General features: G+C 64.4%; 22 protein-coding genes. 10 read left to right on the top strand and 12 right to left on the bottom strand.

The features are described 5' to 3' along the window. Nucleotides 1-7: 7 nt before the first annotated feature. Nucleotides 8-1,249 (bottom strand): multidrug efflux RND transporter periplasmic adaptor subunit MexE, encoded by a 1,242-nt coding sequence (gene mexE / locus H618_RS0106045; protein WP_028694225.1) that lies wholly within the window; start codon nucleotides 1,247-1,249, stop codon nucleotides 8-10. Nucleotides 1,250-1,412: 163 nt separating this feature from the next. Further along, a complete protein-coding gene (locus tag H618_RS0106040; RefSeq protein WP_028694224.1) occupies nucleotides 1,413-2,111 on the bottom strand; it encodes a pirin family protein in 699 nt (232 codons plus the stop codon). 175 nt (nucleotides 2,112-2,286) lie between these two features. Between H618_RS0106040 and H618_RS0106035 the strand changes: the two genes are divergently transcribed. Both H618_RS0106035 and H618_RS0106030 read left to right on the top strand, forming a co-directional pair. Continuing rightward, complete coding sequence (locus H618_RS0106035) at nucleotides 2,287-4,803, top strand: UvrD-helicase domain-containing protein (RefSeq protein ID WP_050577232.1); 2,517 nt, start codon at nucleotides 2,287-2,289, stop codon at nucleotides 4,801-4,803. 84 nt (nucleotides 4,804-4,887) lie between these two features. Beyond that, nucleotides 4,888-6,804 (top strand): DEAD/DEAH box helicase, encoded by a 1,917-nt coding sequence (locus H618_RS0106030; RefSeq protein ID WP_028694222.1) that lies wholly within the window; start codon nucleotides 4,888-4,890, stop codon nucleotides 6,802-6,804. A gap of 93 nt (nucleotides 6,805-6,897) precedes the next feature. Here the strand turns inward: H618_RS0106030 and H618_RS0106025 are convergent, their stop codons facing one another. After that, the gene (locus tag H618_RS0106025) at nucleotides 6,898-8,283 is read right to left on the bottom strand and encodes an aldehyde dehydrogenase family protein (RefSeq protein WP_028694221.1); all 1,386 of its coding nucleotides are present in this window, start codon (nucleotides 8,281-8,283) and stop codon (nucleotides 6,898-6,900) included. 103 nt (nucleotides 8,284-8,386) lie between these two features. On the opposite strand from H618_RS0106025, the gene ptrR reads away from it, so the two are divergent. From ptrR to ku, 3 genes are all read left to right on the top strand, one after another. Then, the gene (ptrR, locus tag H618_RS0106020; RefSeq protein ID WP_028694220.1) at nucleotides 8,387-9,259 is read left to right on the top strand and encodes a putrescine utilization regulator PtrR; all 873 of its coding nucleotides are present in this window, start codon (nucleotides 8,387-8,389) and stop codon (nucleotides 9,257-9,259) included. Nucleotides 9,260-9,427: 168 nt separating this feature from the next. Then, nucleotides 9,428-9,604: a con-10 family general stress protein gene (locus H618_RS0106015; RefSeq protein WP_028694219.1), complete on the top strand. Its 177-nt coding sequence runs from the start codon at nucleotides 9,428-9,430 to the stop codon at nucleotides 9,602-9,604. A gap of 92 nt (nucleotides 9,605-9,696) precedes the next feature. Next, nucleotides 9,697-10,572, top strand: a complete 876-nt coding sequence (gene ku / locus H618_RS0106010) for a non-homologous end joining protein Ku (protein WP_028694218.1) — start codon at nucleotides 9,697-9,699, stop codon at nucleotides 10,570-10,572. Between the two features lie 13 nt (nucleotides 10,573-10,585). Here ku and H618_RS0106005 read toward each other — a convergent pair whose 3' ends face one another. From H618_RS0106005 to H618_RS0105990, 4 genes are all read right to left on the bottom strand, one after another. After that, nucleotides 10,586-10,972 (bottom strand): VOC family protein, encoded by a 387-nt coding sequence (locus tag H618_RS0106005; RefSeq protein ID WP_028694217.1) that lies wholly within the window; start codon nucleotides 10,970-10,972, stop codon nucleotides 10,586-10,588. A 90-nt stretch (nucleotides 10,973-11,062) separates the two neighbouring features. Continuing rightward, nucleotides 11,063-11,311, bottom strand: a complete 249-nt coding sequence (locus H618_RS0106000) for a hypothetical protein (RefSeq protein WP_028694216.1) — start codon at nucleotides 11,309-11,311, stop codon at nucleotides 11,063-11,065. Between the two features lie 116 nt (nucleotides 11,312-11,427). Next, nucleotides 11,428-11,631 carry a hypothetical protein gene (locus tag H618_RS0105995; RefSeq protein ID WP_028694215.1) on the bottom strand — a complete coding sequence of 68 codons (204 nt, stop codon included), beginning with the start codon at nucleotides 11,629-11,631 and terminating at the stop codon, nucleotides 11,428-11,430. 133 nt (nucleotides 11,632-11,764) lie between these two features. After that, the gene (locus H618_RS0105990; protein WP_028694214.1) at nucleotides 11,765-12,601 is read right to left on the bottom strand and encodes a bifunctional allantoicase/(S)-ureidoglycine aminohydrolase; all 837 of its coding nucleotides are present in this window, start codon (nucleotides 12,599-12,601) and stop codon (nucleotides 11,765-11,767) included. 238 nt (nucleotides 12,602-12,839) lie between these two features. Here H618_RS0105990 and ykgO point away from each other — a divergent pair, with 238 nt between their 5' ends. Then, nucleotides 12,840-12,983, top strand: a complete 144-nt coding sequence (ykgO, locus tag H618_RS0105985; protein WP_028694213.1) for a type B 50S ribosomal protein L36 — start codon at nucleotides 12,840-12,842, stop codon at nucleotides 12,981-12,983. A gap of 73 nt (nucleotides 12,984-13,056) precedes the next feature. Here ykgO and H618_RS0105980 read toward each other — a convergent pair whose 3' ends face one another. After that, nucleotides 13,057-13,380, bottom strand: coding sequence for a hypothetical protein (locus H618_RS0105980; protein ID WP_028694212.1), 324 nt, complete (start codon nucleotides 13,378-13,380; stop codon nucleotides 13,057-13,059). A gap of 197 nt (nucleotides 13,381-13,577) precedes the next feature. Next, nucleotides 13,578-14,396, bottom strand: coding sequence for a gamma-glutamyl-gamma-aminobutyrate hydrolase family protein (locus H618_RS0105975; protein WP_028694211.1), 819 nt, complete (start codon nucleotides 14,394-14,396; stop codon nucleotides 13,578-13,580). A gap of 365 nt (nucleotides 14,397-14,761) precedes the next feature. Between H618_RS0105975 and H618_RS0105970 the strand changes: the two genes are divergently transcribed. Together H618_RS0105970 and H618_RS0105965 are read left to right on the top strand one after the other, a co-directional pair. Beyond that, nucleotides 14,762-15,781 (top strand): Ldh family oxidoreductase, encoded by a 1,020-nt coding sequence (locus H618_RS0105970; RefSeq protein ID WP_028694210.1) that lies wholly within the window; start codon nucleotides 14,762-14,764, stop codon nucleotides 15,779-15,781. Between the two features lie 130 nt (nucleotides 15,782-15,911). Further along, complete coding sequence (locus tag H618_RS0105965) at nucleotides 15,912-17,111, top strand: amino acid aminotransferase (protein ID WP_028694209.1); 1,200 nt, start codon at nucleotides 15,912-15,914, stop codon at nucleotides 17,109-17,111. Nucleotides 17,112-17,145: 34 nt separating this feature from the next. Here the strand turns inward: H618_RS0105965 and mobA are convergent, their stop codons facing one another. The 3 genes from mobA to H618_RS0105950 form a co-directional block, all read right to left on the bottom strand. After that, nucleotides 17,146-17,718, bottom strand: coding sequence for a molybdenum cofactor guanylyltransferase MobA (gene mobA, locus H618_RS0105960; protein WP_028694208.1), 573 nt, complete (start codon nucleotides 17,716-17,718; stop codon nucleotides 17,146-17,148). Nucleotides 17,719-17,865: 147 nt separating this feature from the next. Continuing rightward, the gene (locus tag H618_RS0105955; protein ID WP_028694207.1) at nucleotides 17,866-20,976 is read right to left on the bottom strand and encodes an efflux RND transporter permease subunit; all 3,111 of its coding nucleotides are present in this window, start codon (nucleotides 20,974-20,976) and stop codon (nucleotides 17,866-17,868) included. Nucleotides 20,977-20,987: 11 nt separating this feature from the next. Further along, nucleotides 20,988-22,163: an efflux RND transporter periplasmic adaptor subunit gene (locus H618_RS0105950; RefSeq protein WP_028694206.1), complete on the bottom strand. Its 1,176-nt coding sequence runs from the start codon at nucleotides 22,161-22,163 to the stop codon at nucleotides 20,988-20,990. A gap of 157 nt (nucleotides 22,164-22,320) precedes the next feature. Here H618_RS0105950 and H618_RS0105945 point away from each other — a divergent pair, with 157 nt between their 5' ends. After that, nucleotides 22,321-23,022 (top strand): response regulator, encoded by a 702-nt coding sequence (locus tag H618_RS0105945; protein WP_028694205.1) that lies wholly within the window; start codon nucleotides 22,321-22,323, stop codon nucleotides 23,020-23,022. Nucleotides 23,023-23,028: 6 nt separating this feature from the next. Next, a complete protein-coding gene (locus H618_RS0105940) occupies nucleotides 23,029-24,345 on the top strand; it encodes an ATP-binding protein (RefSeq protein WP_028694204.1) in 1,317 nt (438 codons plus the stop codon). The last annotated feature ends 24 nt before the right edge of the window (nucleotides 24,346-24,369 follow it).

Below are 24,369 nucleotides of genomic sequence, written 5' to 3'. Positions count from 1 at the left end.
TGAGTCCTTAACCGCGCGGTGCCGAGGCACTGGCAACGTTGACGGCATGCCCGGATGCTGTGGGCGCCTCACGGTTGGCCTCCAGCGCCTGACGTTGGCGAGCGAGGGTGGCGAGGGTGGCCTCGCTGGCCATCGGTGCTTCCTTGGGTGTCACTGCCGAGCCTGGGCGTACGCGCTGCAGGCCCTTGACCACGATGCGTTCGTCCTTGGCCAGGCCACTGCGCACGATACGCAGGCCTTCGAGCTTGGGCCCCAGTTCCACGGCGCGGTAGTCGGCGGTGTTGTCCTTGTCCATTACCAGCACGAATTTCTTGCCAAGGTCGGTGCCGACCGCTTCATCGTTGATCAGCACGGCGTCGTACTGGGCGCTGCCGACCAGTTTCAGACGCGCATACAGGCCTGGGGTGAAAGCGCCGTCGCGGTTGTCGAACACCGCACGGCCACGAATGGTGCCGGTGCGCGGGTTGACCTGGTTGTCGACGAAGTTCATTTGCCCCAAGTGCGGCGTGCCGTCTTCGTTGGTCAGGCCCAGGTACACCGGGGTGCTCTGGCCGCGCTGACCCTGGCGGGCGAGCTGGGTGTACTTGAGGTAGACGCGCTCGTCGGCGTCGAAGTAGGCGTAGACCTTGTCGGTCGAGACCAGCGTGGTGAGTGGGGTGACATCGGCGGTGACGATGTTGCCGGTGGTGAACTGCGCGCGGCTGACCCGGCCGCTGATCGGCGCGGTGACGCGGGTAAAACTCAGGTTGAGGCGGGCCAGATCGAGCTGCGCCTGAATCGCCGCGACCCCGGCACGGGCCTCGGCAGCGGCGCTGCTGCGCGATTCGGCAAGCTCTGCGGAAATCGCGTTGCTGTCACGCAGGCGCTCGCCGCGGCGGGCCTCGTTGTCGCTGCGAGTCGCTGCGGCGCGGGCCTGTTGCAACTGCGCCTCAAGACGGCGGACTTCGGCCTGAAACGGCCGTGGGTCGATCTGGAACAGCACATCGCCTTGTTTGACCTGGGCCCCTTCGGTGAAGGCGACGCGGTCGATCTGCCCGGAAACCCGTGGCCGCAGCTCGACCGTTTCCGGCGCCTCCAGGCGGCCGGTGAACTCATCCCATTCGTTGATCGGCTGCTCGATGACCTTGGCCACGGTGACGCTGGGCGCTGCCGGGGCCTGCACCGCCTCGGGGCTGCGGCCGCACGCGGCAAGCACCACGACCGCGAGGGCGGCGAGGGGATAGCGCAAGGGTTTGAGTGATCGTTCCATGGGAAAAGCCCGCCATTGACCAGAAGAAAGTGGGCGGAGTGTGCGCGGCGGGTGCGCGGGGAACGAATCGAATGAGGCGAAGGTTATTATCGATCTGAATGATGGGTAATGGCCGGCAGTGAGCGGGCGGTGCTAACACATCGAGCGCTAGCACCGCGTCCGATCAGGCGACGTCGACCAGCACGATCTCGCTGTCTTCAAGGGCAGTCACCTCAAGGACTGACTCTTGCTCGATGGCCACGCCGTCCCGTGCATTGGCGCGTAGGCCGTTGACCTCGATCACACCACGGGCCGGCACCAGATAGCCGCGGCGGCCTGGCTCGAAGGTGTAGCGCGCGCTTTCCCCGGCACGCAGGGTAGCGGCGGCCAGGCGCGCGTCGGCACGGATGCGCAGGGCCTGTTCATCGCCGTCGCGACCGCTGGCCAGGGTCACGAAGCCTTCGCCGCGCTCGCCTTTGGGGAACGGCCGGGTGCCCCAGGAGGGTGCCTCGCCACGGCGATCGGGCATGATCCAGATCTGGAACAGCCGTACATCCACCGGCTCGCTGTTCCACTCGCTGTGCACGATGCCAGTGCCGGCGCTCATGACCTGCACATCGCCGGCCTCGGTACGGCCCTTGTTGCCCAGGCTGTCTTCATGGCTGATGGCGCCCTCGCGAACGTAGGTGATGATTTCCATGTCGCGGTGTGGGTGGGCCGGGAAGCCGCTGCCGGCGGCGATCAGGTCGTCGTTCCACACCCGCAGGTTGCCCCAGTTCATGCGCGCTGGGTCGTAGTACTCGGCGAAGGAGAAGTGATGGTGGGCGTCGAGCCAGCCGTGGTTGGCATGGCCGAGGCTGTCGAAAGGACGCAGTTGCAGCATGGCGGACTCCTTGAATCAGTGAATGGAGCCATGATGCGCCGGCTATAGATCGGAAAAAAGCGTAAATTCTGGCTTGTAATGATCGAATCGATGGATGAATAGCTGAGTCAGACATTACCTGCGTTTCATCGGCTAATTCACTGATCTACAAGCCATCGCTGGCACTTTTATGCCGATGCAGCGAACATGCGCGGCTGATTCATTGTTCAAGGAAGCTGCTGTGTCTGATCCGAATGCCGAACCGCTACCGGCGCTGACGCCCGCCGCCGAACTGCCGCTGCTGCGGCGCTTGTTCGCCCGTTTGCTGGGTCGCGGCCTCAGCGGTTTGCAGGCCCAGCACGATGACTCCTTCAGCCTGGGCCATGCTACGGGTCAGCAACACGGCCATGCGCTGGGTGAAGAACAAGGCTTCGAGCGCGGTCATGCCGAGGGCTTCCACGCCGGTCGCCAGGTGCTGGTGATTCGCGACAGCCGGTCGCAGGCGCCGGCGGTGCCAGGCCAGGATCTCAACCTGTTCGATGACTGGCGCCTGCCCCTCAGCGCCGAGCTTAAAAAGCGCTTCAAGGCCGATGTGGCCCAGCGCCTGCCGGCCACCGCCCAGCCCAGCGCGGCGCAGTGGAAGCTGATTTTCAGTGACACCCCGAGCACCTGCGTGGTGGCCGGTGCCGGGGCGGGCAAGTCGACCTCGCTGGTGCTGCGCCTGTTGCTGTTGCACCGCTACCTGGGCTTTGAGCTCGATGCCATGACGGTGGTCACCTTCACCCGCGAATCGCGCAAGGACTTCATCCAGCGTCTGCTGCAGGTGTTCGGCCTGTGGCAGGTGGCGCTGACCCCGGTGCAGGCGCGCGAACTGGTGCGCACCTTCCATTCGCGCATCCTGCCCATGGTGCGCAGCCTGCCCGGGTTCAGCCAACTGCGGGCCTTCGAAACCCTGGGTAACGAGTTGCCTGCGGGGCGTGAGCAAGAAGCCGAGAGCAACCCGTTCGATCTGCGCCTGAACGACGCCCAGCGCCAGCAGTTGAATCAGTGCTACAGCGACCTGCTCAAGGCCAGCCCGCGCTTCGTCGAGCTGGTGGGCGAACTGCGCCGCCAGGCCCTGCAGCTCAAGCCGGTGGACCCTGAGCATCCCGAGGTGCAGAAGCGCGCCCAAGTGACCCAACTGGCGGCCCAGCGCGATGAAGAGCTGTGCGACGTCATCGAAGACCTGTGGTTCGCGGCCGGCGCCTGGCCGATTGCCGGTATCGAGCCGTGCCGAGAAACCGTAGAAATCCGCGGCAGTCGCTTTCATGTGCACGGCCGTCTGGCAGGCCTCGACGCCTGGGTCATGCTCGGCTTCGATCCCCGCGAAAGCGCCCAGTATCAACGCCCAGGCGCCAAACTGACGGTACGCGCTGAATGGGCAGTGAAGCGCACACTGTTTCAAGCTTATTGCGATAAGCCACTGATATGGCTGGATAACTACGCAGCTGCGCAACGCTTGGCCGCTGCCTTGGCCGGGGACGCGGTGGCTGGTCCTGGCTTCGAATACAAGGTCAAGGGCGAACTCGCCGCAGTGCCACTGCTCGACGCATTCATGGCCGCCAGCAGCTTCATCGAAAACCTGGGCCTGGAAGTCGGTCATGCCGTGGCGCAGATGAGCTTTGCACCGGGCGACCCGGACGCGCTGTTCTTCGAGGCCCTGGCGCTGTACGCCCAGGCCCTCGAAGGGCACCTGCTGGCGCAGTCGCCGCCGGTGATGACCTATAACCGCATGTTCGCCCTGTTCGGTGAAACCAACGCGGAAAACCTGCAACTGCTGCCCGATCCGCTGTTGCGCCCTCTGGCCCATCTGTTGATCGATGAGTTTCAGGACGTGTCGCCGCAGATCGTCAGCTGGCTGCGCGCAAGCCTTGCGGAAATTCGCCGGCGCGGCCCGCAGCTGCACCTTGGACGCACCGCCCAGCACGCGTCGCTGATGTGCGTCGGCGACGACTGGCAGTCGATCTACGGTTGGCGCGGCAGTTCGCCGAGCTTCTTCATGGCCTTCACCAAGACCTTCCTGTCGCCGAGCCATACGCGGGTGATGCTCACCGACAACTACCGCAGCCAGCAGCACGTCATCGACGCCGCCGAGCATCTGGTCAAGGGCACACCGGCCATCGCCGGCAAGAAGGCCAGCGCCAGTGGCCTTGCGGCTGGGCTCGAACGGGTGCCGGTCAAGGTGCTCGATCGCGATGACGTCGCCCTGGCGCAGACCTTGAAGGCGCATTACGACAGCGGCGAAACCGTGATGCTGCTGTTTCGAAAAGCCAGCGATAAGGCATTGATTTCAGAGCATTTAAGCGACGTGATCGCGGCCGAAGCCGCGCAGCCACCGGCCCAGCGCAGGCTGCGCCAGCTGACCTACCACAGCGCCAAGGGTCTGCAAGCCGATGCGGTGTTCATGCTTGGCGATTGCCAGTACCAGACCAGCTCGCCGTACAAGAACCAGGTCTACCGCCTGGCCGGCCTCGGGCGGGCGGGCGATGCCATGCCGTTCGACAACGCGCAGAAGGATGAGGTGCAGCGCCTGGCCTACGTTGCCGTGACCCGCGCGGTCAGCCACTGCTACTGGTATGTCGAGCGCCCGCCCGTCGATGCGCACACGCTGCCGCGCGCCTCAAGCCAGGTGGATGGTCGCCAGGCGTTCTTCGAAGACGTGCGCGGGCAGTAGCGACGCCGTCAGCTGCGGGCATGTGTCACCTGCAGCGGCGGGCGATTGTTGCTATCGTGCCGGGCATTGCCTACCGAGGTGTCGATGTTCTACCTGCCCCTTACCAGCAGCGTTGCCGATCAGTTGGCCGGCGCTGTCGAGCACCCATTGCTGGAGCAGGCCGATGCCCTGCAAGCGGCGGCGCTGCTGTTCATCCTCAATTTGCCACGCCAGGCACCCGCGGCGCTGGGCAGCGCAGCGCTGGAGCGGCGTTTTGCCGAGGTGGTGCAGATCGCCGATGAAATCGAAGCCAGCGCGCCCGGGCAATTCCTCGCTCAGGTGCGCCAGCGTTTCGATGCCCAGGTATTCGCCAGCGGCCTGGGCCTGCTTGGCGAGCACGGCATCGGCCTGCTGGACGCCGAGGTTGCCATCGACCAGGCCAGCCTGCGCACCGCTGAAGGGGGCTGGAACTTCGCCTTTTCAACGGCTTACCGACAACAGTTGACCCCGCTTCACCCGGCCGCGCTGCCCAGCCTTGCCAGCGAATTGATGCTCAGCGATCCCCAGCAGCGTTTGCTTCGTGAGTTTCTGGGTGGTGTCGAGGAGTCGGTGGCGGTGCAGGGGTTTGCCGGCACCGGCAAGACGTTCCTCATCCACCAGTTCGCCCGCCTGCTCGACCCCCAGCGCACCTTGCTGCTGGCGCGCACCGACGGCCAGCTACGCGCACTCTGCGCACGGGTCAAGGACGCCGAGGCGTTCACCGCGCTGACCTTCGGCCAACTCGCCGACCTGATCCTCAACCGCGACCAGACCCGCCACGGCTGGCGCATCCATGAGCGCTACCGCACCAAGCTGACCTGGCGCCCGCAGGACAGCCAGGTGGTGCAATGGCTGGGCATTCCCGACATCGGCCCGTTGCGTGCTCAGGACGTGGTGTCGCTGTGCGCCGCCGCCGTGCGCAGCTTTTGCCATGACAGCCACAGCACGCTGCAGCTCAAGCACCTGCCCTGGGCCGGCCCTGGCTTCACTCCGCTGGATCAGCAGGTGCTGCTGGAAATGGCCCAGCGCTACTGGCAGGAACTGATTCGCCCCTCGGCGCGGGAAATCCAGCTGCCGGTGCGCGACTACCACCGCATCAAGCTGCTGTCGCTGCTCGATGAGGTGATCGACAGCCGCTTCAGCCACGCCATCGTCGACGAGGCCCACGAGCTGTCGGCACCGATGCTGGCGGTGCTCGACCGCAGCCCGCAAGCGGTCATCGCCCTGGGCGATGAATTGCAGAACCTCAACGGCCTCAGCCCGCGCCATGGCAGTTTCATTCGCCAGCGCACCATCGGCCGCTCGCTGCGCGCCGGGGCCGCCATGGATGCGGTGCTCAACCCGTTGATCCAGGCCCATCCGGCCGCGATTCAGGCCGCCTTCAGCGGCACTGCCGAGCATTACACGCGGGTGAGCTTCTACGACGCCGTGACGGTGCCGACCCAGCCTACCGTGCTGCTGGTGGATGACGAGTGGGGGCTGTTCGGCTGGTTCCAGCGCCTGACCCACCAGAACATCCCGTTCGTGCTGCTCAAGGGGGCGCGCAAGGACTTCGAGCTGTTCGTCGAAGACTGCATCGAGCTGTACCGCTACGGCACACGCCCGCGTCATCACATGCTGTTCCGCTATGCCAGCTGGCAGGCGCTGGAGCAGGACAAGGGCGATGACCGCGCCTTCGTCGCCGTGGCCAACCTGCTGCGCAAGGGCTACACCGCCGAGCATTTCGCCAAGGCCAAGAGCCGCTACCGCTTCACCCAGGCGCCGACGCTGTTCCTGGCACGGGTGCAGGATGTGAAGAACCGTGAGTTTGCGCGGGTGATGGTCTCGCCTGAACTGATGGTCGCGCCCAGCGCTGGCGCTGGCGGGCGCAATGCCCGCGCACGCACTCTGGCAGGGCTGTACACGGCCTGCTCACGCGCCCGTCACGAATTGATCGTGCCGGGCGGGATGCTTGACTGGGTGAAGGATCAGGGGCGGGAGTAGGGGGGCTTGGTCTGCGTCATCCGAAGATTTTTTCGCGGCGCAAGCCGCTCCTACGGGGATCTGTGCAGGAGCGGCCGCAGCCGTGACTGACGATCAGTTACGGTCCAGCCACACGGTCTGGGCGTTGGTGAATTCGCGCACCCCGAAGTGCGACAGTTCGCGGCCGAAACCACTTTTCTTCACCCCGCCAAAGGCCACGCGGGGGTCCGAGGCGCTGTAGCCGTTGATGAACACGCCGCCGGTGTCCAGTTCGGTGGTCATGCGCTCGGCCAGTTCCAGGTCGGCGGTGTAGATGGTCGCGGTCAGGCCGAAGTCGCTGTCGTTGGCCAGCTCCACGGCATGCTCGGCATCGCGTGCGGCGGTGATCGCTGCCACCGGGCCGAACAGCTCCTGGCGGAAGGCGGTCATCTGCGGCGTCACTTCACCCAGCACGGTCGGAGCATAGAAGTTACCCACGCCGTCGAGCTTGTGCCCGCCCAGCAGTACCTTGGCGCCTTCGGCGATGCTGGCCTGGACCTGGCCATCGAGTTCATCGCGCAGGTCGTAGCGGGCCATCGGGCCGATGTAGGTGTCATCGGACTGCGGATTGCCCACCACCAGGGCGCGGGTGGCTTCGACGAACTTGGCGGTGAAGGCTTCGAGCACCGATTCTTCGACGATCATGCGTTTGGCCGCAGCGCAGACCTGCCCGGTGTTCTGGTAGCGACCGATGACGGCGGCCTTGACTGCCGCGTCGAGGTCGGCGTCAGCCAGCACGATGAACGGGTCGGAACCGCCCAGCTCGAGCACGCACTTTTTCAGCGCTGCACCGGCCTGGGCACCGATGGCCATGCCGGCACGTACGCTGCCAGTCAAGGTCACCGCGGCGATGCGCGGGTCGTTGATGGCGCGGGTAACGCCTTCGGGGCTGACGTTGAGCACTTCGAACACGCCTTGCGGCAAGCCGGCACGGGTAAACAGCTCACGCATCAGGTAGGCGGTGCCCATGACGTTCGGCGCATGCTTGAGCACGTAGGTGTTGCCTGCCAGCAGCGCCGGCACCGCGCCGCGCAGCACTTGCCACAGCGGGAAGTTCCACGGCATCACCGCCAGAATCGAGCCGAGTGGGCGGTACTCGATGCGTGCCGTGGCAATCTGCGTCGGCTCCGGGGCGAGCATCGCCGGGCCGTGCTCGGCGTACCAGCGGCACAGGCCCACGCATTTGCTGACTTCGCCACGGGCCTGGCTGATCGGTTTGCCGATTTCACGGCTGATCATCTGCGCGAAGGTTTCTGCGTCCTCGTGCAGGGCGTCGGCCAGGGCCAGCAGCTGTTCGCTGCGCTGCGCAACCGGCAGGCGACGCCATTGTTCATGGCCAGCCTTGGCGCGCTGCAGCGCCGCTTCCTGTGCGGCGTCGGTGTCGAACAGGTAATGGCCGATCTGCTCGCCGCTGTGCGGGTCGATGGAGATGGCGTGGGTCTGGCTGCTGATCTGGCTCATGGCGGACCTCGTTGTTATCGGTGAGTGGGGCCAGATTAGTGGTCATGCTTTTTTTTGAAAACTGAATAATAATGAGCGCAACATTCACGATTGGAGAATGACTGTGGACCTGGTGCAACTGGAAATCTTCAAGGCCGTGGCCGAGCACGGCAGCATCAGCGCAGCCGCGCAGCAGATTCACCGCGTGCCCTCGAACCTCACCACACGCATCAAGCAGTTGGAGGAAGACCTCGGCGTCGATCTGTTCATTCGCGAAAAAAGCCGCCTGCGCCTTTCGCCTGCCGGCTGGAATTTCCTTGAGTACACCCGGCGCATTCTCGATCTGGTGCATGAGGCGCGGCTGACCGTCGCCGGCGAAGACCCGCAGGGCACGTTCTCTCTGGGCTCACTGGAAAGCACCGCCGCGGTGCGCATTCCGGCGTTGCTGGCGGCCTACAACCAGCGTTACCCCAAGGTCGATCTAGACCTCACCACCGGCCCGTCGGGCACCATGCTCGAAGGCGTGCTGGGCGGGCGGCTGGTGGCGGCGTTCGTCGATGGCCCGCTGCTGCACCCCACGCTGGAAGGCATGCCGGTGTTCGAGGAACAGATGGTGATCATCGCACCGCTGAACCACGCGCCCATCACCCGCGCCCAGGATGTCAACGGCGAGAACATCTACGCCTTTCGGGCCAACTGCTCGTACCGGCATCACTTCGAAAGCTGGTTCGTGCGCGACGACGCGGTGCCCGGCAAGATTCATGAAATGGAGTCGTACCACGGCATGCTCGCCTGCGTCAGCGCAGGGGCGGGGCTGGCGATGCTGCCGCGCAGCATGCTCGACAACATGCCAGGCTGCAGCATGGTCAGCGCCTGGCCGATGTCGGAGGATTTCCGTTACCTCAAGACCTGGCTGGTCTGGCGTCGGGGCACGGTGTCGCGCAGCCTGAGCATGTTCATCCAGCTGCTGGAAGAGCGCCATGGGCAGGCGGTGTGAGGGCGGGTGATTTAGCGGATCTTTGGTGCAGCAACTAAGGGGTTCGCTGCATTTAGCGCCACCGGTCAGGAGGTCGCCCGATAAAGCGAATCCGCCGCTTGGCCTGCACTCATAGCTACGTACGGCATGTTGTCGTGCATTTTCTTTAGCCACGCAAGGTGAAAGATCATGGACAAGAAAGACAGCAAGATGGGTGACACCAAGTCCGGCAGCCACGGTGGGACGAAAAACCCAGGCAACTTCGCCAATGACCGCGAAAAAGCCTCAGAAGCCGGGCGCAAGGGTGGCCAGTCCTCAGGCGGTACCAGCAAAGGTGGGGCAGGCAGCAAAGGTGGCCGTTCCTGACCATTGAGTGACGCAGTGCCGGCCCGGCTGGCACTGCGATTGAGTTCGATCCTCCCTCCCGCGCAATCCTCCTCCAAAGCAAGGAAATATCCATGGCACGAGCGATATGGAAGGGCGCGATCAGCTTTGGCCTGGTGCATATTCCCGTGAGCCTCAACACCGCCGTACGCGATGAGCGCATCGATTTCGACTGGCTCGACAAGCGCAGCATGGACCGCGTTGGCTACAAGCGCATCAACAAGGCTACCGGCAAAGACATCGACAAAGACGATGTGGTCAAAGGCGTGGAGTATGAAAAGGGCCGCTATGTCGTGATCAGCGAAGCCGAAATCCGCAAGGCCCGGCCCGAGGCCACGCAGACCATCGACATCTTTTCTTTCGTCAAGGCTGCGGACATCCCCCTGCAGCACTTCGACACCCCGTATTACCTGAGCCCGGACAAGCGCGGTGGCAAGGTGTATGCGCTGTTGCGCGAAACCCTGCAAAGCACTGCCAAGGTAGCCCTGGCCACCGTGGTGCTGCACACCCGCCAGCACCTGGCTTTATTGCGCCCGTTGGGTGATGCCCTGGTGCTGATTACCCTGCGTTGGCCAGATGAAGTGCGCAGCCTGGAAACGCTGGAGCTGGACGCCAGCGTTGCTGCACCGAAGTTACAAAAGCAGGAGCTGGCCATGGCCAAGCGCTTGGTCGAGGACATGAGTGGAGCGTGGAGCCCGCAGGAGTATCACGACGCGTTCCGCGAGACGATCATGCAACTGGTGCAGGAAAAAGCGCGCAAGGGCAAGTTGAGCGCGGTGAAGAAGGCCAAGTCGAGCTCTGGCAAAGGTGCAGACATTCTTGATCTGACCGAAATGCTCAAGCGCAGCCTGGCCGGCAAACCTGCGGCCAGGAAAGCCGCTGCGAAGAAATCCGCCACATCGACTGCTGCCGCCAAGAAGCCCGGCAAATCCCCTCGCAAGGCCTCCTGACACTGCAGCGTTGTCAATGACGCTGGGCGATTCTGATCAGGTTGCCGCAGGTGTCGTCGAATACAGCGACCGTCATCGGCCCGCATTCGCTGGGCGGGGTTGTGAACTCGACGCCGGCTTTGCACAACCGCTCGTATTCAGCCTGGATATCCCGCACCTCGAATGACGCGGCGGCGATGCCATCTGCCTTGATCGCAGCCTGGTAAGCCTTGGCAGCCGGATGAACGTTGGGTTCAAGTAGCAGCTCGACACCGTGCGGGTCGTTGGGGGAGGTGAAGGTCAGCCAACGATGCTGGCCCATCGGCACGTCCTGCTTGGGTTCGAAGCCCAGGACGTAGTGGTAGAAAGACTGGGCCTTGGCTTGGTCGTCCACGAAGAGGCTGGTGATGACAATCTTCATAGGCACTTTCCTTACGATCGTCTGCGACGTTTCTTATCAGTAAAGCTGGTCTATAGCTGTTGACCAGCCTGGACTGCGGGGCTGAGACACTTAGTCGAACCAGTAGGCGTGCATGCGCTTGAGAAATTCACTGCCCAAGTCCACACCACTGGCGCTGCCAAGAACCGCATCGACCTGACAGTTCGGGCACACCGCAGTTTGCTCGCCATCGGTCCAGTCAGTGATTTCGCTGGGCGGATAGTGCTCGAGGCAGTAGAAGCAGGCGCAGTCGCTGCTAGCCTGAAGTTGTTCACGGTTCCACGAGGAAAAGCGGTGGGCTTGAAGGATGTCTTGGTTCACGCGTCTGCTCCGTCGGTGTCGTGGATGCTGAGCCACTGAGACAGCTCAGCGGCAAGCCTACAGTAATGCTTCGACAGGCAGGACGTTCGCGTGTTCAAGGAGGTATAGCCGGCGCGTCACTCGTCGGCCTTGCCAGTACTTATCAGCACCGACTGCTGGATATCGGTACCGAGCAATTGCGTAGGCTGAGCATCGTCCTGCGACTGCTCGGCAAGCGGCAGTTGATTGCCGCGAAAAATGCTGCGGTCGCCGCCAGGCTGGGCGAGGGTGACGAGCTTGTCGCCTTGATAGAAAAAGCGGGTGGTGGCGGATGAGGACATGGCCTTGGTCTCCGAGTGTGGATGGCATACAAGGCTTGAAGTCTTGCCCGCGGGCGCTTAGCGGACAACTGGCAGAAATGTCAGGCGCCGGTTGCGCCTGCCAGTGCGGTGAGCTGGCAGGCGTGGGCGGCTATCAGCGCTGAGGGTTGAGCGTCAGGTGCACGTGGCGGTTGACGTCCTTGTACAGCAAGTAGCTGAAATTGCCTGGCCCGCCGGAATAGCAGGCTTGCGGGCAGAACGCGCGCAGCCACATGAAATCACCGGCCTCGACCTCGACCCAGTCCTGGTTCAGGCGGTACACCGCCTTGCCTTCGAGCACATACAGGCCGTGCTCCATGACGTGGGTCTCGGCGAACGGAATCACGCCGCCCGGCTTGAAGGTGACGATGTTGACGTGCATGTCGTGACGCATGTCTGCCATGTCGACGAAGCGCGTGGTGATCCAGCAGCCCTCGGTGCCAGGCATTTCGATGATCTGCGCGTTGTCGCGGTGGGTAACGAACGAGGGCGGTAGGTCCAGGCCTTCGACGCGCTGGTAGTGCTTGCGCAGCCAATGGAAGGTGACATTGCTGTCGCTGCGGTTGCGCAGGCTCCATTCAGCGCCGGGGGCGATGAACGCATAGCCGCCAGGGCCGAGGGTGTGGGCGTTGCCTTCCAGGGTGATGTCGATCTGGCCTTCGACGACGAACAGTACCGCTTCGGCGTTGACGTCCAGCTCAGGGCGCTCGCTGCCGCCTTGTGGGGCTACCTCGACGATGTACTGAGAAAAGGTTTCGGCGAAGCCTGTCAGCGGGCGGGCGATGACCCACATGCGCATCTTGTCCCAGAACGGCAGGTGACTGGTGACGATGTCGCGCATCACGCCTTTGGGAATCACCGCGTAGGCTTCGGTGAACATGGCACGGTCAGTCAGCAGCTCGGTCTGAGCCGGATGCCCACCGTGGGGGGCGAAGTAGGAGTGCTTGGACATGGACATTCTCGACCTTGTTGTTCTTTTCCCATGCACTGAACCGCGCCGGCCGGCGTGGGGCAGGGAAGCCTGTGCAGCATAGGGCGCTGCCATTGACATGCACAAATTAAATGTCGAAATGCCAAGTATCTGATTATCGAATGCGAAGACGGTTTGCCTGGTTCTGCCAATCGAGCACTTGCCAAGTGCGAGCGATTATCGTTAACGTTATGTTATTACGTTAACAGGAGACCCCACCATGCAAGTACTCTCATCGCTCAAGCAAGCCAAACGCCGCCACCGCGACTGCCAGGTGGTCAAACGCCGGGGCCGGATCTATGTGATCTGCAAATCCAACCCCAGATTCAAGGCGCGCCAGGGCGGGGTGAAAAAACGCGGCTGATGCCAGAGCTGGTGAGTGAGAAATCACTTTAACTAATGAACATCAGATATTAGCTTTAACCTATTGATGTTGATCACGTTCTATTCTTGGCGTGCCAGACGCATTGTTCGAAGTAAGTCTTCTTGATCTCGGCTGGCGGCAGGCGCGACTGGCTGTTGTAGGTCTGCTCGGTGATACCGAACGCGGTCATGCGCATCCACGACTTGGCGAACTTGCGGTTTTGCAGGCGCTTGCGTTCGGTATAGAGCGTCACACCGGCAAGCTTGGCTTGTTGTGCCTGCCCAGCCACCTGCGCGCCCCAGCTGCACAGGTCTTGCTCGTGCTTGCTCATGGGGCGAGCCTGAGCGTCCAGGCTGAGGGCGGTGAGGAGGCCGAGAGGAAGTAGAAAGAGCCGCATGTTGCTGTCCTAAGCGCTTGAAGAGCGGCAAGTTTGCCCTCGCTCTGAAGATGCCGGGGCCAGCAAAATGCCGTCACGCCAAGCGTAATCGAGCGCGTGCCAGAATGCTCTGCAGAAACGGCCAGCCGGGCAATCCGCTCAGCGCCTAGCCCAAACGACCCTCTACAGAGGATCGAAACCGGCCGTGCTCCACTGCCTCAAATCGCTGGCGTAGCCTGCAACGCGTCATGACGCGTCGCGTTGACCCGGGTGCGGCACGCGTCACCAAATGCCTTGAACAGTGCGATGGAGTCGGGGTTACTGGCTGCCTGCCACTCGGGGTGCCATTGCACGGCGAAGAGGAACGGCGAAATGCTTGGGCCATGGATCGCCTCGACCAGGCCATCGTCGGCCACAGCCAGCGGTTCCAGGCCCTGGCCCAGGGTGCGCAGGCCTTGGCCATGCAGCGAGTTGACACGAATCCGCTCGCTGCCAAGCACACCCTCGAGCCAGCTGCCCGCAGCGATGTCGACGCCATGCACCTGGGCGTACTGCACCTCGACCGGATCGTCGGGGTTCTCGCGGTGATCGTTGAAGCCAGGTTCGGCGTAGACCTTCTGGTAGATGTCACCACCCAGTGCCACGTTGATTTCCTGCATGCCGCGGCAGATGCCGAAGATCGGTAAACCACGGGCCAAGGCCAGTTGCACTAAGGCAATATCGAACAGATCGCGGGGTTTGTCCTGCGCCTTGCCCGGGGTCTGGTTTTCCTGGCCGTACAAGCCTGGATCAATGTTGCTGCCGGCGCCGGTCAGGTAGATGCCGTCGGCCATGTCCAGGTAGGTTTCCAGCTCGTCGGTGCCGCAGCAGGTGGGCACCAGTACCGGTACGCAGCCGCCGAACTCGACCAGCGGGGTGATGTATTTATGGGTCATGACCTGGTAGTCATGACCTTTGCGCGCTTGGCTGCCCATGGTCATCAGGACCACGGGTTTGCGCGAGGAAGAGGGGGTAGTGCCACTGTTGCTGTTGGACATAAGTCACCTTGGGACAGGCCGGCCTGTCGTTGTCTTGCAGGTGCCTGGGACGAGCCGCGTATGACACCTGACGCCCCGACGTCTGCATCCACAGCATGTCGTTCCGGGCTGTCCACAGCTTGCCAGAGCCGCTCGATATGTCAAACGCGCCCAGGCTCACTGCGCACCCCGCTGACAGCGCTGCAGCCCAGTGCTGGCGGGGCTTTTCCCGCTTTGGCGGTGAGCGTTGTAGCGCGTCGCAGTCGGTTCTTTGCAGCGGTGCAATGAAGCAGGCCCGCAGGTGTGCTGCAACGCGCTGCGGTTGCGCAGCGCCGGATGCGCAGCCATGCTCGAAGACTCGATCACTGCCAGCTTAGGAGCCGCAGATGTCCAGCAGCGACACCGCTTCGATCACGCGCATGCCCTTCGATGACCTGCAGCGCTTGCTGCAAGCGATCTTCCAACGCCATGGCTGCTCGCCTGAAGTGGCAGCGGTGCTGGCTCACAACTGCGCCAGCGCGCAGCGCGATGGCGCCCACAGCCACGGCGTGTTCCGCATGCCAGGCTACGTTTCGACCTTGGCCAGCGGCTGGGTCGATGGCCAGGCGCAACCACAGGTCAGCGATGTGGCGGCAGGCTTCATCAGCGTCGATGCCCGTGGTGGCTTCGCCCAGCCGGCCCTCGCTGCGGCGCGCGAAATGCTCGAAGACAAGGCGAGCGCCGCCGGGATCGCCGTGCTGGCCATCCACAACTCGCACCATTTCGCCGCCCTGTGGCCGGACGTCGAACCGTTCGCCGAAGCCGGGCTGATCGCCCTCAGTGTGGTCAACAGCATGACCTGCGTGGTGCCGCACGGGGCGCGCAAGCCGTTGTTCGGCACTAACCCGATCGCTTTCGCCGCGCCATGCCATGGCGCCGCGCCGATCGTCTTCGACATGGCCACCAGCGCCATGGCCCACGGCGACGTGCAGATCGCCGCCCGCGCCGGTGAGCGACTGCCGCCTGGGGTGGGTGTCGATGCAGCCGATCAGCCCACCTGTGACGCTCAGGCGGTGCTCGACGGCGGCGCCTTGCTGCCCTTTGGCGGGCACAAGGGTTCGGCACTGTCGATGATGGTCGAATTGCTCGCTGCGGGCCTGACTGGCGGGCACTTCTCGTGGGAGTTCGACTGGTCGGGCCACCCCGGTGCGAAAACCCCATGGACCGGGCAGTTGGTGATCGTCATCGACCCTAGCAAGGCCAGTGGCGAGGGCTTCGTCTTGCGCAGTCAGCGCCTGGTCGAGCAGATGCACGCAGCAGGCCTGACACGGCTGCCGGGTCAGCGCCGTTTCCAGGAGCGGGCCATCGCCCAGCGCCAGGGTGTGGCGCTGACCCAGGCCGAGCTGGCCCAGTTGCGTGCGCTGTGAAGCGGGCGTAGGCGGCGCCATCCTGCACGCGCGCAGGCAGTCATTGCATTGCAGTGATGTTCCTCGACCAGCAGTGCAGGTATGCTCGGGAAGTCTTTCCGAACTGTCCTGAGCCAAGGAGCTGTGCGCTGTGTTCAAACATGTCGATGCCTATGCGGGCGACCCAATCCTCTCGTTGATGGAAACCTTCAAGGGCGACCCCCGCGCCGACAAAGTCAACCTGAGTATCGGCCTCTATTACGACGAGGCTGGCGTGGTCCCGCAGTTGGCGGCGGTGGCCGAGGTGGAGCAGCGTCTGGCCGGGCAACCGCATGAGGCCTCGCTGTACCTGCCGATGGAAGGGCTCGCCAGTTATCGCCAGGCAATCCAGGCGCTGCTGTTCGGCGCCGAGCACCCGGCGGTGCAGGCCGGGCGTGTGGCCACGGTGCAGACGGTGGGCGGCTCGGGCGCGTTGAAGGTCGGTGCCGACTTCCTCAAGCGTTACTTCCCCCAGTCGCAGGTGTGGGTCAGTGACCCGACCTGGGATAACCACCGCGCCATCTTCGAAGGCGCCGGTTTCACCGTGAACAGCTACCCGTACTTCGACCAGGCCAGCCGTGGCCTGGACTTCCCCGGCATGCTCGCGGCCCTGCAGAACCTGGCGCCGCAGAGCATCGTGCTGCTGCACCCGTGCTGCCACAACCCCACCGGCGTCGACCTCGATGAGCAGCAGTGGCAGCAGGTGGTGGAAGTGGTCAAGGCGCGCGAGCTGATTCCGTTCCTCGATATCGCCTATCAAGGTTTCGGCGCGGGCTTGCTGGAAGATGCCTACGCCATCCGCGAAATGGCCCGCGCCGGCGTGCCGTGCCTGGTGAGCAATTCGTTCTCGAAGATCTTCTCGCTGTACGGCGAGCGTGTCGGCGGCCTGTCGGTGGTTTGCGATGACGCCGGCAGTGCCCAGCACGTGCTTGGTCAGCTGAAGGCCACCGTGCGCCGCAACTACTCCAGCCCGCCGTGTCACGGCGCGCAGTTGGTCGCCGGGGTGCTGGGCGATGCGGCGCTCAATGCGCAGTGGGTCTGTGAAGTGGAGGCCATGCGTGAGCGCATTCTGGCCATGCGCCAGGGGCTGGTGGACCTGCTCGGCGAACTGCTGCCGGGTCAGGACTTCCAGTTCTTCCTGCGTCAGCGCGGCATGTTCAGCTACACCGGCTTCAGCGTGGCCCAGGTGAGCCGCCTGCGTGACGAGTTCGGCGTGTACCTGATCGACAGCGGCCGGGTGTGCATGGCCGGCTTGCGACCCGACAACCTGCGCCGGGTCGCCGAAGCCTTCGCTGCCGTGCAGCAAGGCTGATCAAGCCAGGCCGGCGCGCGCTGCGCCGGCCTGGCTAACCCTGCAGCAGCTCCGGGCTGTTGAAGTTCTCCAGGCGAACATCCCCCTCGACACACGCAAGCGCTGCCACCGGGCCCTGCAGCAGGGCCTTGTGCAGACTGCGTTCACCCTCGTTCCAAGCGGTTTCCAGCAAGGCCAGGCTGCGCTTGGGCAAGACGCAGAACATCGGTTGCCAGTACTCGCCCTGGCGTACCATGGCCGGCGCATCCTCGCCCAGCGCCAGGGCCAGCAGCCCATCGAGCAACGCCAGGTCGATTCGCGGCGCATCACAGGCCAGCACCGCCAGCCAGTCGTGGCGGGCCACGCGCAATCCCGCCAGCACGCCTGCCAGCGGCCCGGGGAAGTCGGTCTGCGCGTCGCTGACCAGCTGATCGGCGTAATCGGCGTAGCGCTCGGCGTTGCGGTTGCAGGAAATGATCAGATCATCGCTCCACGGCCGTACCACGCGCTGTACATGCGCCACCAGCGGCGCGTCGCGCCAGCTGATCAGCCCTTTGTCACGACCGCCCATACGCTGGCCGCGCCCGCCGGCGAGAATCAGCACTGAACAAGAGCGGTTGCTGAGCATGGGGAAGACTCCTGGAAAGGCTCCTAGCAGGTTGCCGTCAGCGCAGAGGTGCAGCGGGGTTGGCCGCCAACGGCCGCGACGCACGCGGGTGTCACACCCCGTGCGTCAATGCCGGCAACCGTCCCATGGCGCTGCCGGCTTGTCCAGTCAGTCTTGCGCTGGCTGCGCGGTCACGGGCTGCTTGGCCTTGCCACGTCCGGCAAGGTTCATCACCGGCACGAATACCACCGCCAGGGTGGCGCTGAGCATGCCGCCGATGACCCCGGTACCAATCGCCTGCTGGCTCGCCGAGCTGGCGCCGCTGGCGATGGCCAGGGGTACCACGCCGAGAATGAATGCCAGCGAGGTCATCACGATCGGCCTCAGGCGCAGGCGTGCGGCCTGCAGCGCGGCGTCGCGGGCAGGCACGCCCTGATCGACCAGCGACTTGGCGAACTCGATGATGAGAATCGCGTTCTTCGCCGACAGGCCGATCAGGGTAATCAGGCCGACCTTGAAGAACACATCGTTCGGCATGCCGCGAAGGGTCACTGCCAGTACCGCACCGAGCACCCCGAGCGGGACCACCAGCAGCACTGCGGTAGGAATCGACCAGCTTTCGTACAGCGCTGCCAGGCACAGGAACACCACCAGCAGCGACAGCGCCAGCAGAATCGGCGCCTGGCTGCCCGACAGGCGTTCCTGCAACGACAAGCCAGTCCATTCCAGGCCCACGCCGCTCGGCAGTTCTGCCACGATCCGCTCGATCTCGGCCATGGCCTGGCCGGAGCTCTGGCCCGCTGTCGGCTCACCGGAAATCGACACTGCCGGGTAGCCGTTGTAGCGGGTCAGCTGCACCGGGCCGCTGACCCAACGGGCGCTGACGAAGGCGCTCAGCGGCACCATCTTGCCTGCGCTGTTGCGCACATGGATCTTCAGCAGGTCCTCGACCTGGCTGCGCTGGTCGCCCTCGGCCTGCACCACCACCCGCTGCATGCGCCCCTGGTTGGGGAAGTCATTGACGTAGCTGGAACCCACCGCAGTGTCGAGCACCGAGCTGATGTCGCCGAATGAAACGCCCAGCGCGTTGGCCTGGCGGCGGTCGATGTCCAACTGCACCTGCGGGCTTTCGGCAAGCGACGATTCGCGCACGTTGGTCAGCAGTTTGCTCTTGCCCGCCTGCTTGAGCAGTTCATCGCGCGCCGCCATCAGTCGCGCATGGCCCAGCCCGCCGCGGTCTTGCAGGCGGAACTGGAAGCCGGTGGACTCACCAAGGCCATCGACCGGCGGCGGCAACACGGCGAAGGCCACGGCGTCCTTGATCTGGCTGAAGGCCATGTTGGCGCGGTCGGCGATACCTTGCGCACTGTCGTCGCTGCCACGTTGCGACCAGTCCTTGAGCGTGGTGAAGGCCAGCGCCGCGTTCTGCCCGCTGCCTGAGAAGCTGAAACCAAGGATCACCGTGGTGTTTTCGACCCCAGGCTCGTTGGCATTGTTGGCCTCGATCTGCGCCGATACCTGCTCGGTACGGGCACGGGTGGCGCCCGGCGGCAGCTGGATATCGGTGATGGTGTAGCCCTGGTCTTCGGTGGGCAGGAAGTCGCTGGGCAGCTGGCTGAAGCCAAAGCCCAGCGCGCCGAGCAACACCGCGTACACCAGCAGGTAGCGACCGCTGCGCGCCAGGGCATGCCCGACCCAGCGCTCGTAGCCGTCGGTCATGCTGGCGAAGCGTCGGTTGAACCAGCCGAAGAAGCCGCGCTTGTCATGGTGTTCGCCTTTGCCCAGGGGTTTGAGCAGGGTGGCGCACAGGGCAGGGGTCAGGCTCAGGGCGAGGAACGCCGAGAACAGGATCGACACCGCCATCGACACCGAGAACTGCTGGTAGATCACCCCCACCGAGCCGCTCATGAAGGCCATGGGCAGGAACACCGCCACCAGCACCAGGGTGATGCCGACGATGGCGCCGCTGATCTGGCCCATGGCCTTGCGTGTGGCATCGCGCGGCGCCAGGCCTTCCTCGGCCATGATGCGCTCGACGTTCTCCACCACCACGATGGCGTCGTCCACCAGAATGCCGATGGCCAGGACCATGCCGAACAGGGTCAGCACGTTGATCGAAAAGCCCAGCGCAAGCATGGTGGCGAAGGTGCCCATCAGCGCCACCGGCACCACCAGGGTCGGAATCAGCGTGTAGCGGATGTTCTGCAGGAACACGAACATCACCACGAACACCAGCAGCATCGCTTCGAACAAGGTGGTGACCACCTGCTTGATCGAGACCTTGACGAACGGCGAGGTGTCGTAAGGGATGTCGTAGCGGGTGCCTTCAGGGAAGAACTTGGCCAGTTCTTCCATCTTGTTGCGCACCAGCGTGGCGGTCTCCATGGCGTTGGCACCGGGCGACAGCTGCACGGCGAAGGCGGTGGAAGGCTTGCCGTTGAGGCGGGTGCCGAACTGGTATTCCTGGGCGCCGACTTCCACCCGAGCGACGTCACCGATGGTCACTGTCGAGCCGTCGGGGTTGGCCCGCAGCACCACGGCGGCGAAGGCTTCCGGGGTGGTCAGCTGGCCGTTGACCACCACGTTGGCAGTGATTTCCTGGGTCGGCCGGCTGGGCAGGTCGCCGATGCTGCCCGGGGCGACTTGGGCGTTCTGTGCGGCAATGGCGTCGCTCACGTCGGTTGGGGTGAGGTTGAAGCCGATCAGCTTCTGCGGGTCGATCCAGATGCGCATGGCGCGTTCCGAGCCATACAGCTGCGCCTTGCCGACACCCTTGATGCGGCGGATTTCGTTCATCACGTTGCGCGCCAGGATGTCGCTCAGCGCGGTTTCGTCCATGCGCCCGTCCTCGGAGGTGAGGGTGCCGAGCAGAAGGAAACCGGTAGACACCTTCTCGACCTGCAAACCCTGCTGGGTGACCGGACGCGGCAGGCGCGACTCGACCACCTTCAGGCGGTTCTGCACATCGACCTGGGCCAGGTCCGGCGGCGTGCCGGGCTGGAAGGTGGCGGTGATGGTGGCGCTGCCCAGGCTGCTCTGCGACTCGAAGTACAGCAGGTTGTCGGCACCGTTGAGTTCCTGCTCGATCAGGCTGACCACGCTTTCATCCATGGTCGCCGCCGAGGCGCCAGGGTAGACCGCGTAGATTTCCACCTGCGGCGGTGCCACGTTGGGGTACTGCGCCACCGGCAGCTTGGGAATCGCCAGGGCGCCGGCCAAGAGAATGAACAGGGCGACGACCCAGGCGAAGATGGGGCGGTCAATGAAGAACTGCGGCATGGTTCAGCTCCTCACTGGCCGGTTTTCTGCGCAACGGCGCCAGCGCTGTCTGCGCCATCGACCTGCACCTGATCGCCGGGCTTTACGTGCTGCAGCCCTTCGACTACCACCTGCTCACCGGCCTTCAGACCTTCCAGCACCTGCCAGCGGTCGCCCTGCGCGGTACCCAGGGTGACCTTGCGCTCACTGACCTGAGACTGTGCGTCGACCACCATCACCTTGGGCACGCCGGCGCTGTCACGCAGGATGGCGCGCTGCGGCACGCTGATGCCTTTGGGTTGCACGGCCTGTTCCAGGCGCACGCGCACATAGCTGCCGGGCAGCAGGTCGAGGTCGGGGTTGGGGAATTCGCTGCGCAGGGTGATCTGGTTGGTGCTGGCATCGACGCTGATGTCCGAGAACAACAGCTTGCCTGGCAGCGGATAAGCGCTGCCGTCATCCTGGATCAACGTGGCCTGGGCCTGGTCGTTGCCGACCTGCTGCAACTGCCCGGCGCGCATGGCGCGGCGCAGGCTGTTGAGTTCACGGGTCGATTGGGTGACATCGGCGTGGATCGGGTCGAGCTGCTGGATGGTCGCCAGCGGCGTGGTCTCGCTCTGGCCCACCAGCGCGCCCTCGGTGACCAGGGCACGGCCGATGCGTCCGGAAATCGGCGCGGTGACAGTGGCATAGCCCAGGTTCAGCTTGGCTCGCTCCAGGGCGGCCTTGGCCTCGGCGACCGCGGCATCGGCTTGCAGGTAGGCAGCACGGGCGTTGTCGGCTTCCTGACGGCTGATGGCATTGTCGTCGACCAACTGCCGGTAGCGCTGGTCTTGCAGGCGCGTCTGGTAGCGCGTGGCTTCGGCGCGGGTCAGCGCGGCGCGGGCGCTGTCATGGTCGGCCTTGAACGGCGCCGGGTCGATGAGGAACAGCACATCGCCCTGTTTGACGTCGCTGCCTTCGCGGTAGACCCGCTTGAGCACCACGCCCGGCACCCGCGCACGCACCTCGGCGACCCGCGGTGCGAGAATCCGTCCGCTGAGCTCGGTGGTGATCGCCAGCGACTGCTCTTGCAAGGTTTCCACCCGCACGTGCGGTGCAGGGGCCTGTTCGTCCTGATCGGCGCCATCGTCGCAGGCGGAGAGGGTGAGGGTCAGCAACGCCAACAGCGCCATAGGGCGCAGACGCGAGGGGAACAGAGTGGGCATACGATTCTTCCCGATAATGATGAGCGTATGCTACGGCAAGGCTTCCCGGTACGACTGTTAAGCTCTGTAGGTCGAGTGTGAAAATGTGTGAAGAATCCGGCTGATGCTGCGTAGGATTCTTTATCCTGCCCAAGTTGCCATCACCCTTGAAGCCCCTATGCCGAATATTCTTCTGGTCGAAGACGACAGCGCGTTGTCCGAGCTGATCGCCAGTTACCTGCAACGCAACGACTTTCATGTGCGGGTCATCAGCCGTGGTGACCAGGTTCTCGATGAAGTCCACCGTCACCGTCCCGATCTGGTCGTGCTCGATCTCATGCTGCCCGGCCTTGACGGCCTGCAGGTGTGCCGGCGCCTGCGCCAGGAAACCCAGAGCCTGCCGATTCTCATGCTCACCGCCCGCGACGACAGCCACGACCAGGTGCTGGGCCTGGAGATGGGCGCCGATGACTACGTCACCAAACCCTGTGAACCGCGGGTGCTGCTGGCCCGGGTGCGGACCTTGCTGCGCCGCAGCAGCGTCAACGAGCCGCGCCTGGACAGTGAGCTGATCCACATCGGCGGGCTGTGCATCGATCTGGCCGAGCGCACCGTCAGTTGGCGCGGCGAGCAGGTCGAGTTGTCCAGCGGCGAATACAACCTGCTGGTGGTGCTGGCGCGCAACGCCGGCGAGGTGCTCAGCCGCGACCGCATCCTGCAGCAGTTGCGCGGCATCGAATTCAACGGCACCGACCGCTCGGTGGATGTCGCTATCTCCAAACTGCGGCGCAAGTTCGACGACAGCGCCGGCGAGGCGCGCAAGATCAAGACCGTGTGGGGCAAGGGGTATCTGTTCAGCCGCAGCGAATGGGAGTTCTGAACGGCGATGCTCAAGCTGCTGGTACGCCTTTACGTGCTGATCATCCTGGCCTACGCCGGGGCGATCCTGTTCATCCCCGACACCATCGTCACGGTGTTCAAGGGCCGCTACACCGCCTACAACCTGGACATGGCCAAGGGCGTGCAATCGTTGTTGGTCGAGCAGTTCAAGCTGGCGCCGCGCGAGCAGTGGCCGCAGGTCGAGCAAGATCTGGCGGCGCGTTTCGCCCCGCTGGAAATAAAACGCCTGCGCTGGGATCAGGCGCAGTTGTCGGGCGAGGAGCGCGCGCGACTGGAGCAGGGTCTGAACGTGGTTCGCCTGGGCGAGTGGGGGTTTTACCAGACAGCCCTGGCACCGCTTGACCGGGAATGGCTGGTGAGCCTGTACAACCCGCCCGACCCGCTGGACATCAATGTGCTGTCGTGGGGCGTCACGGTGCTGATCGGCGCCGCGCTGCTGGGCTGCATCCTGCTTTGGGTATGGCCGCACTGGCGCGATCTGGAAAAGCTCAAGGACACCGCCCGGCGCCTGGGCCGCGGGCAGCTCAGCGAACGCACGCAGATTTCAGCGCATTCCAACATCGGCGAGCTGGCCAGGGTGTTCGACACCATGGCCGGTGACCTGGAGCGCCACCTCAATCAGCAGCGCGAGCTGCTCAATGCCGTGTCCCACGAGCTGCGCACACCGCTGACGCGTCTGGATTTCGGCCTGGTGCTGCTGTTCGACGAAGTGCCGCAGGCCAGCCGCAAGCGCCTGCTCGAGCTGGTCGGACATGTGCGTGAGCTGGATGAACTGGTGCTCGAGCTGCTGTCCTACAGCCGCCTGGAGAACGCCGAGCAGCAACGCGAGCGGGTCGAGGTGTCGCTACCTGAGCTGGTCGACAGTGTGCTGGGCGGCTTTGCCGAGGAGCTCGACGGCCGTGGCATCAGTTGGGAAGTGCACAGCGAAGAGCCTCTGCCGCGCTTCGTGCTCGACCCGCGCCTGACTGCGCGGGCGGTGCAGAACCTGATACGCAACGCCATGCGCTACTGCGAAACACGCCTGCTGTTGCGTGTGGGGCTGGATGCCGACGGCGGTTGCCGGCTCAGCGTGGAAGACGACGGCATCGGCATTCCCGCCGAGGAGCGCGAACGCATCTTCCAGCCGTTCTACCGCCTGGATCGCAGCCGTGATCGCAGCACCGGCGGCTTCGGCCTGGGTCTTGCGATCAGCCGGCGAGCCATCGAGGGGCAGGGTGGCACGCTGATTGTCGAGCAATCCTCGCTGGGCGGCGCGCAGTTCATCATCCGCCTGCCACAGGCGCGCAGTGCGGCGCCTGCCTGATGCCATCACCGGCGGGCCAGCGCC

Origin of the sequence: Pseudomonas cremoricolorata DSM 17059 = NBRC 16634 (assembly GCF_000425745.1) — a bacterium.
Taxonomy (GTDB): Bacteria; Pseudomonadota; Gammaproteobacteria; order Pseudomonadales; family Pseudomonadaceae; genus Aquipseudomonas; species Aquipseudomonas cremoricolorata.
This window is presented reverse-complemented; position numbering and strand designations above follow the sequence as displayed.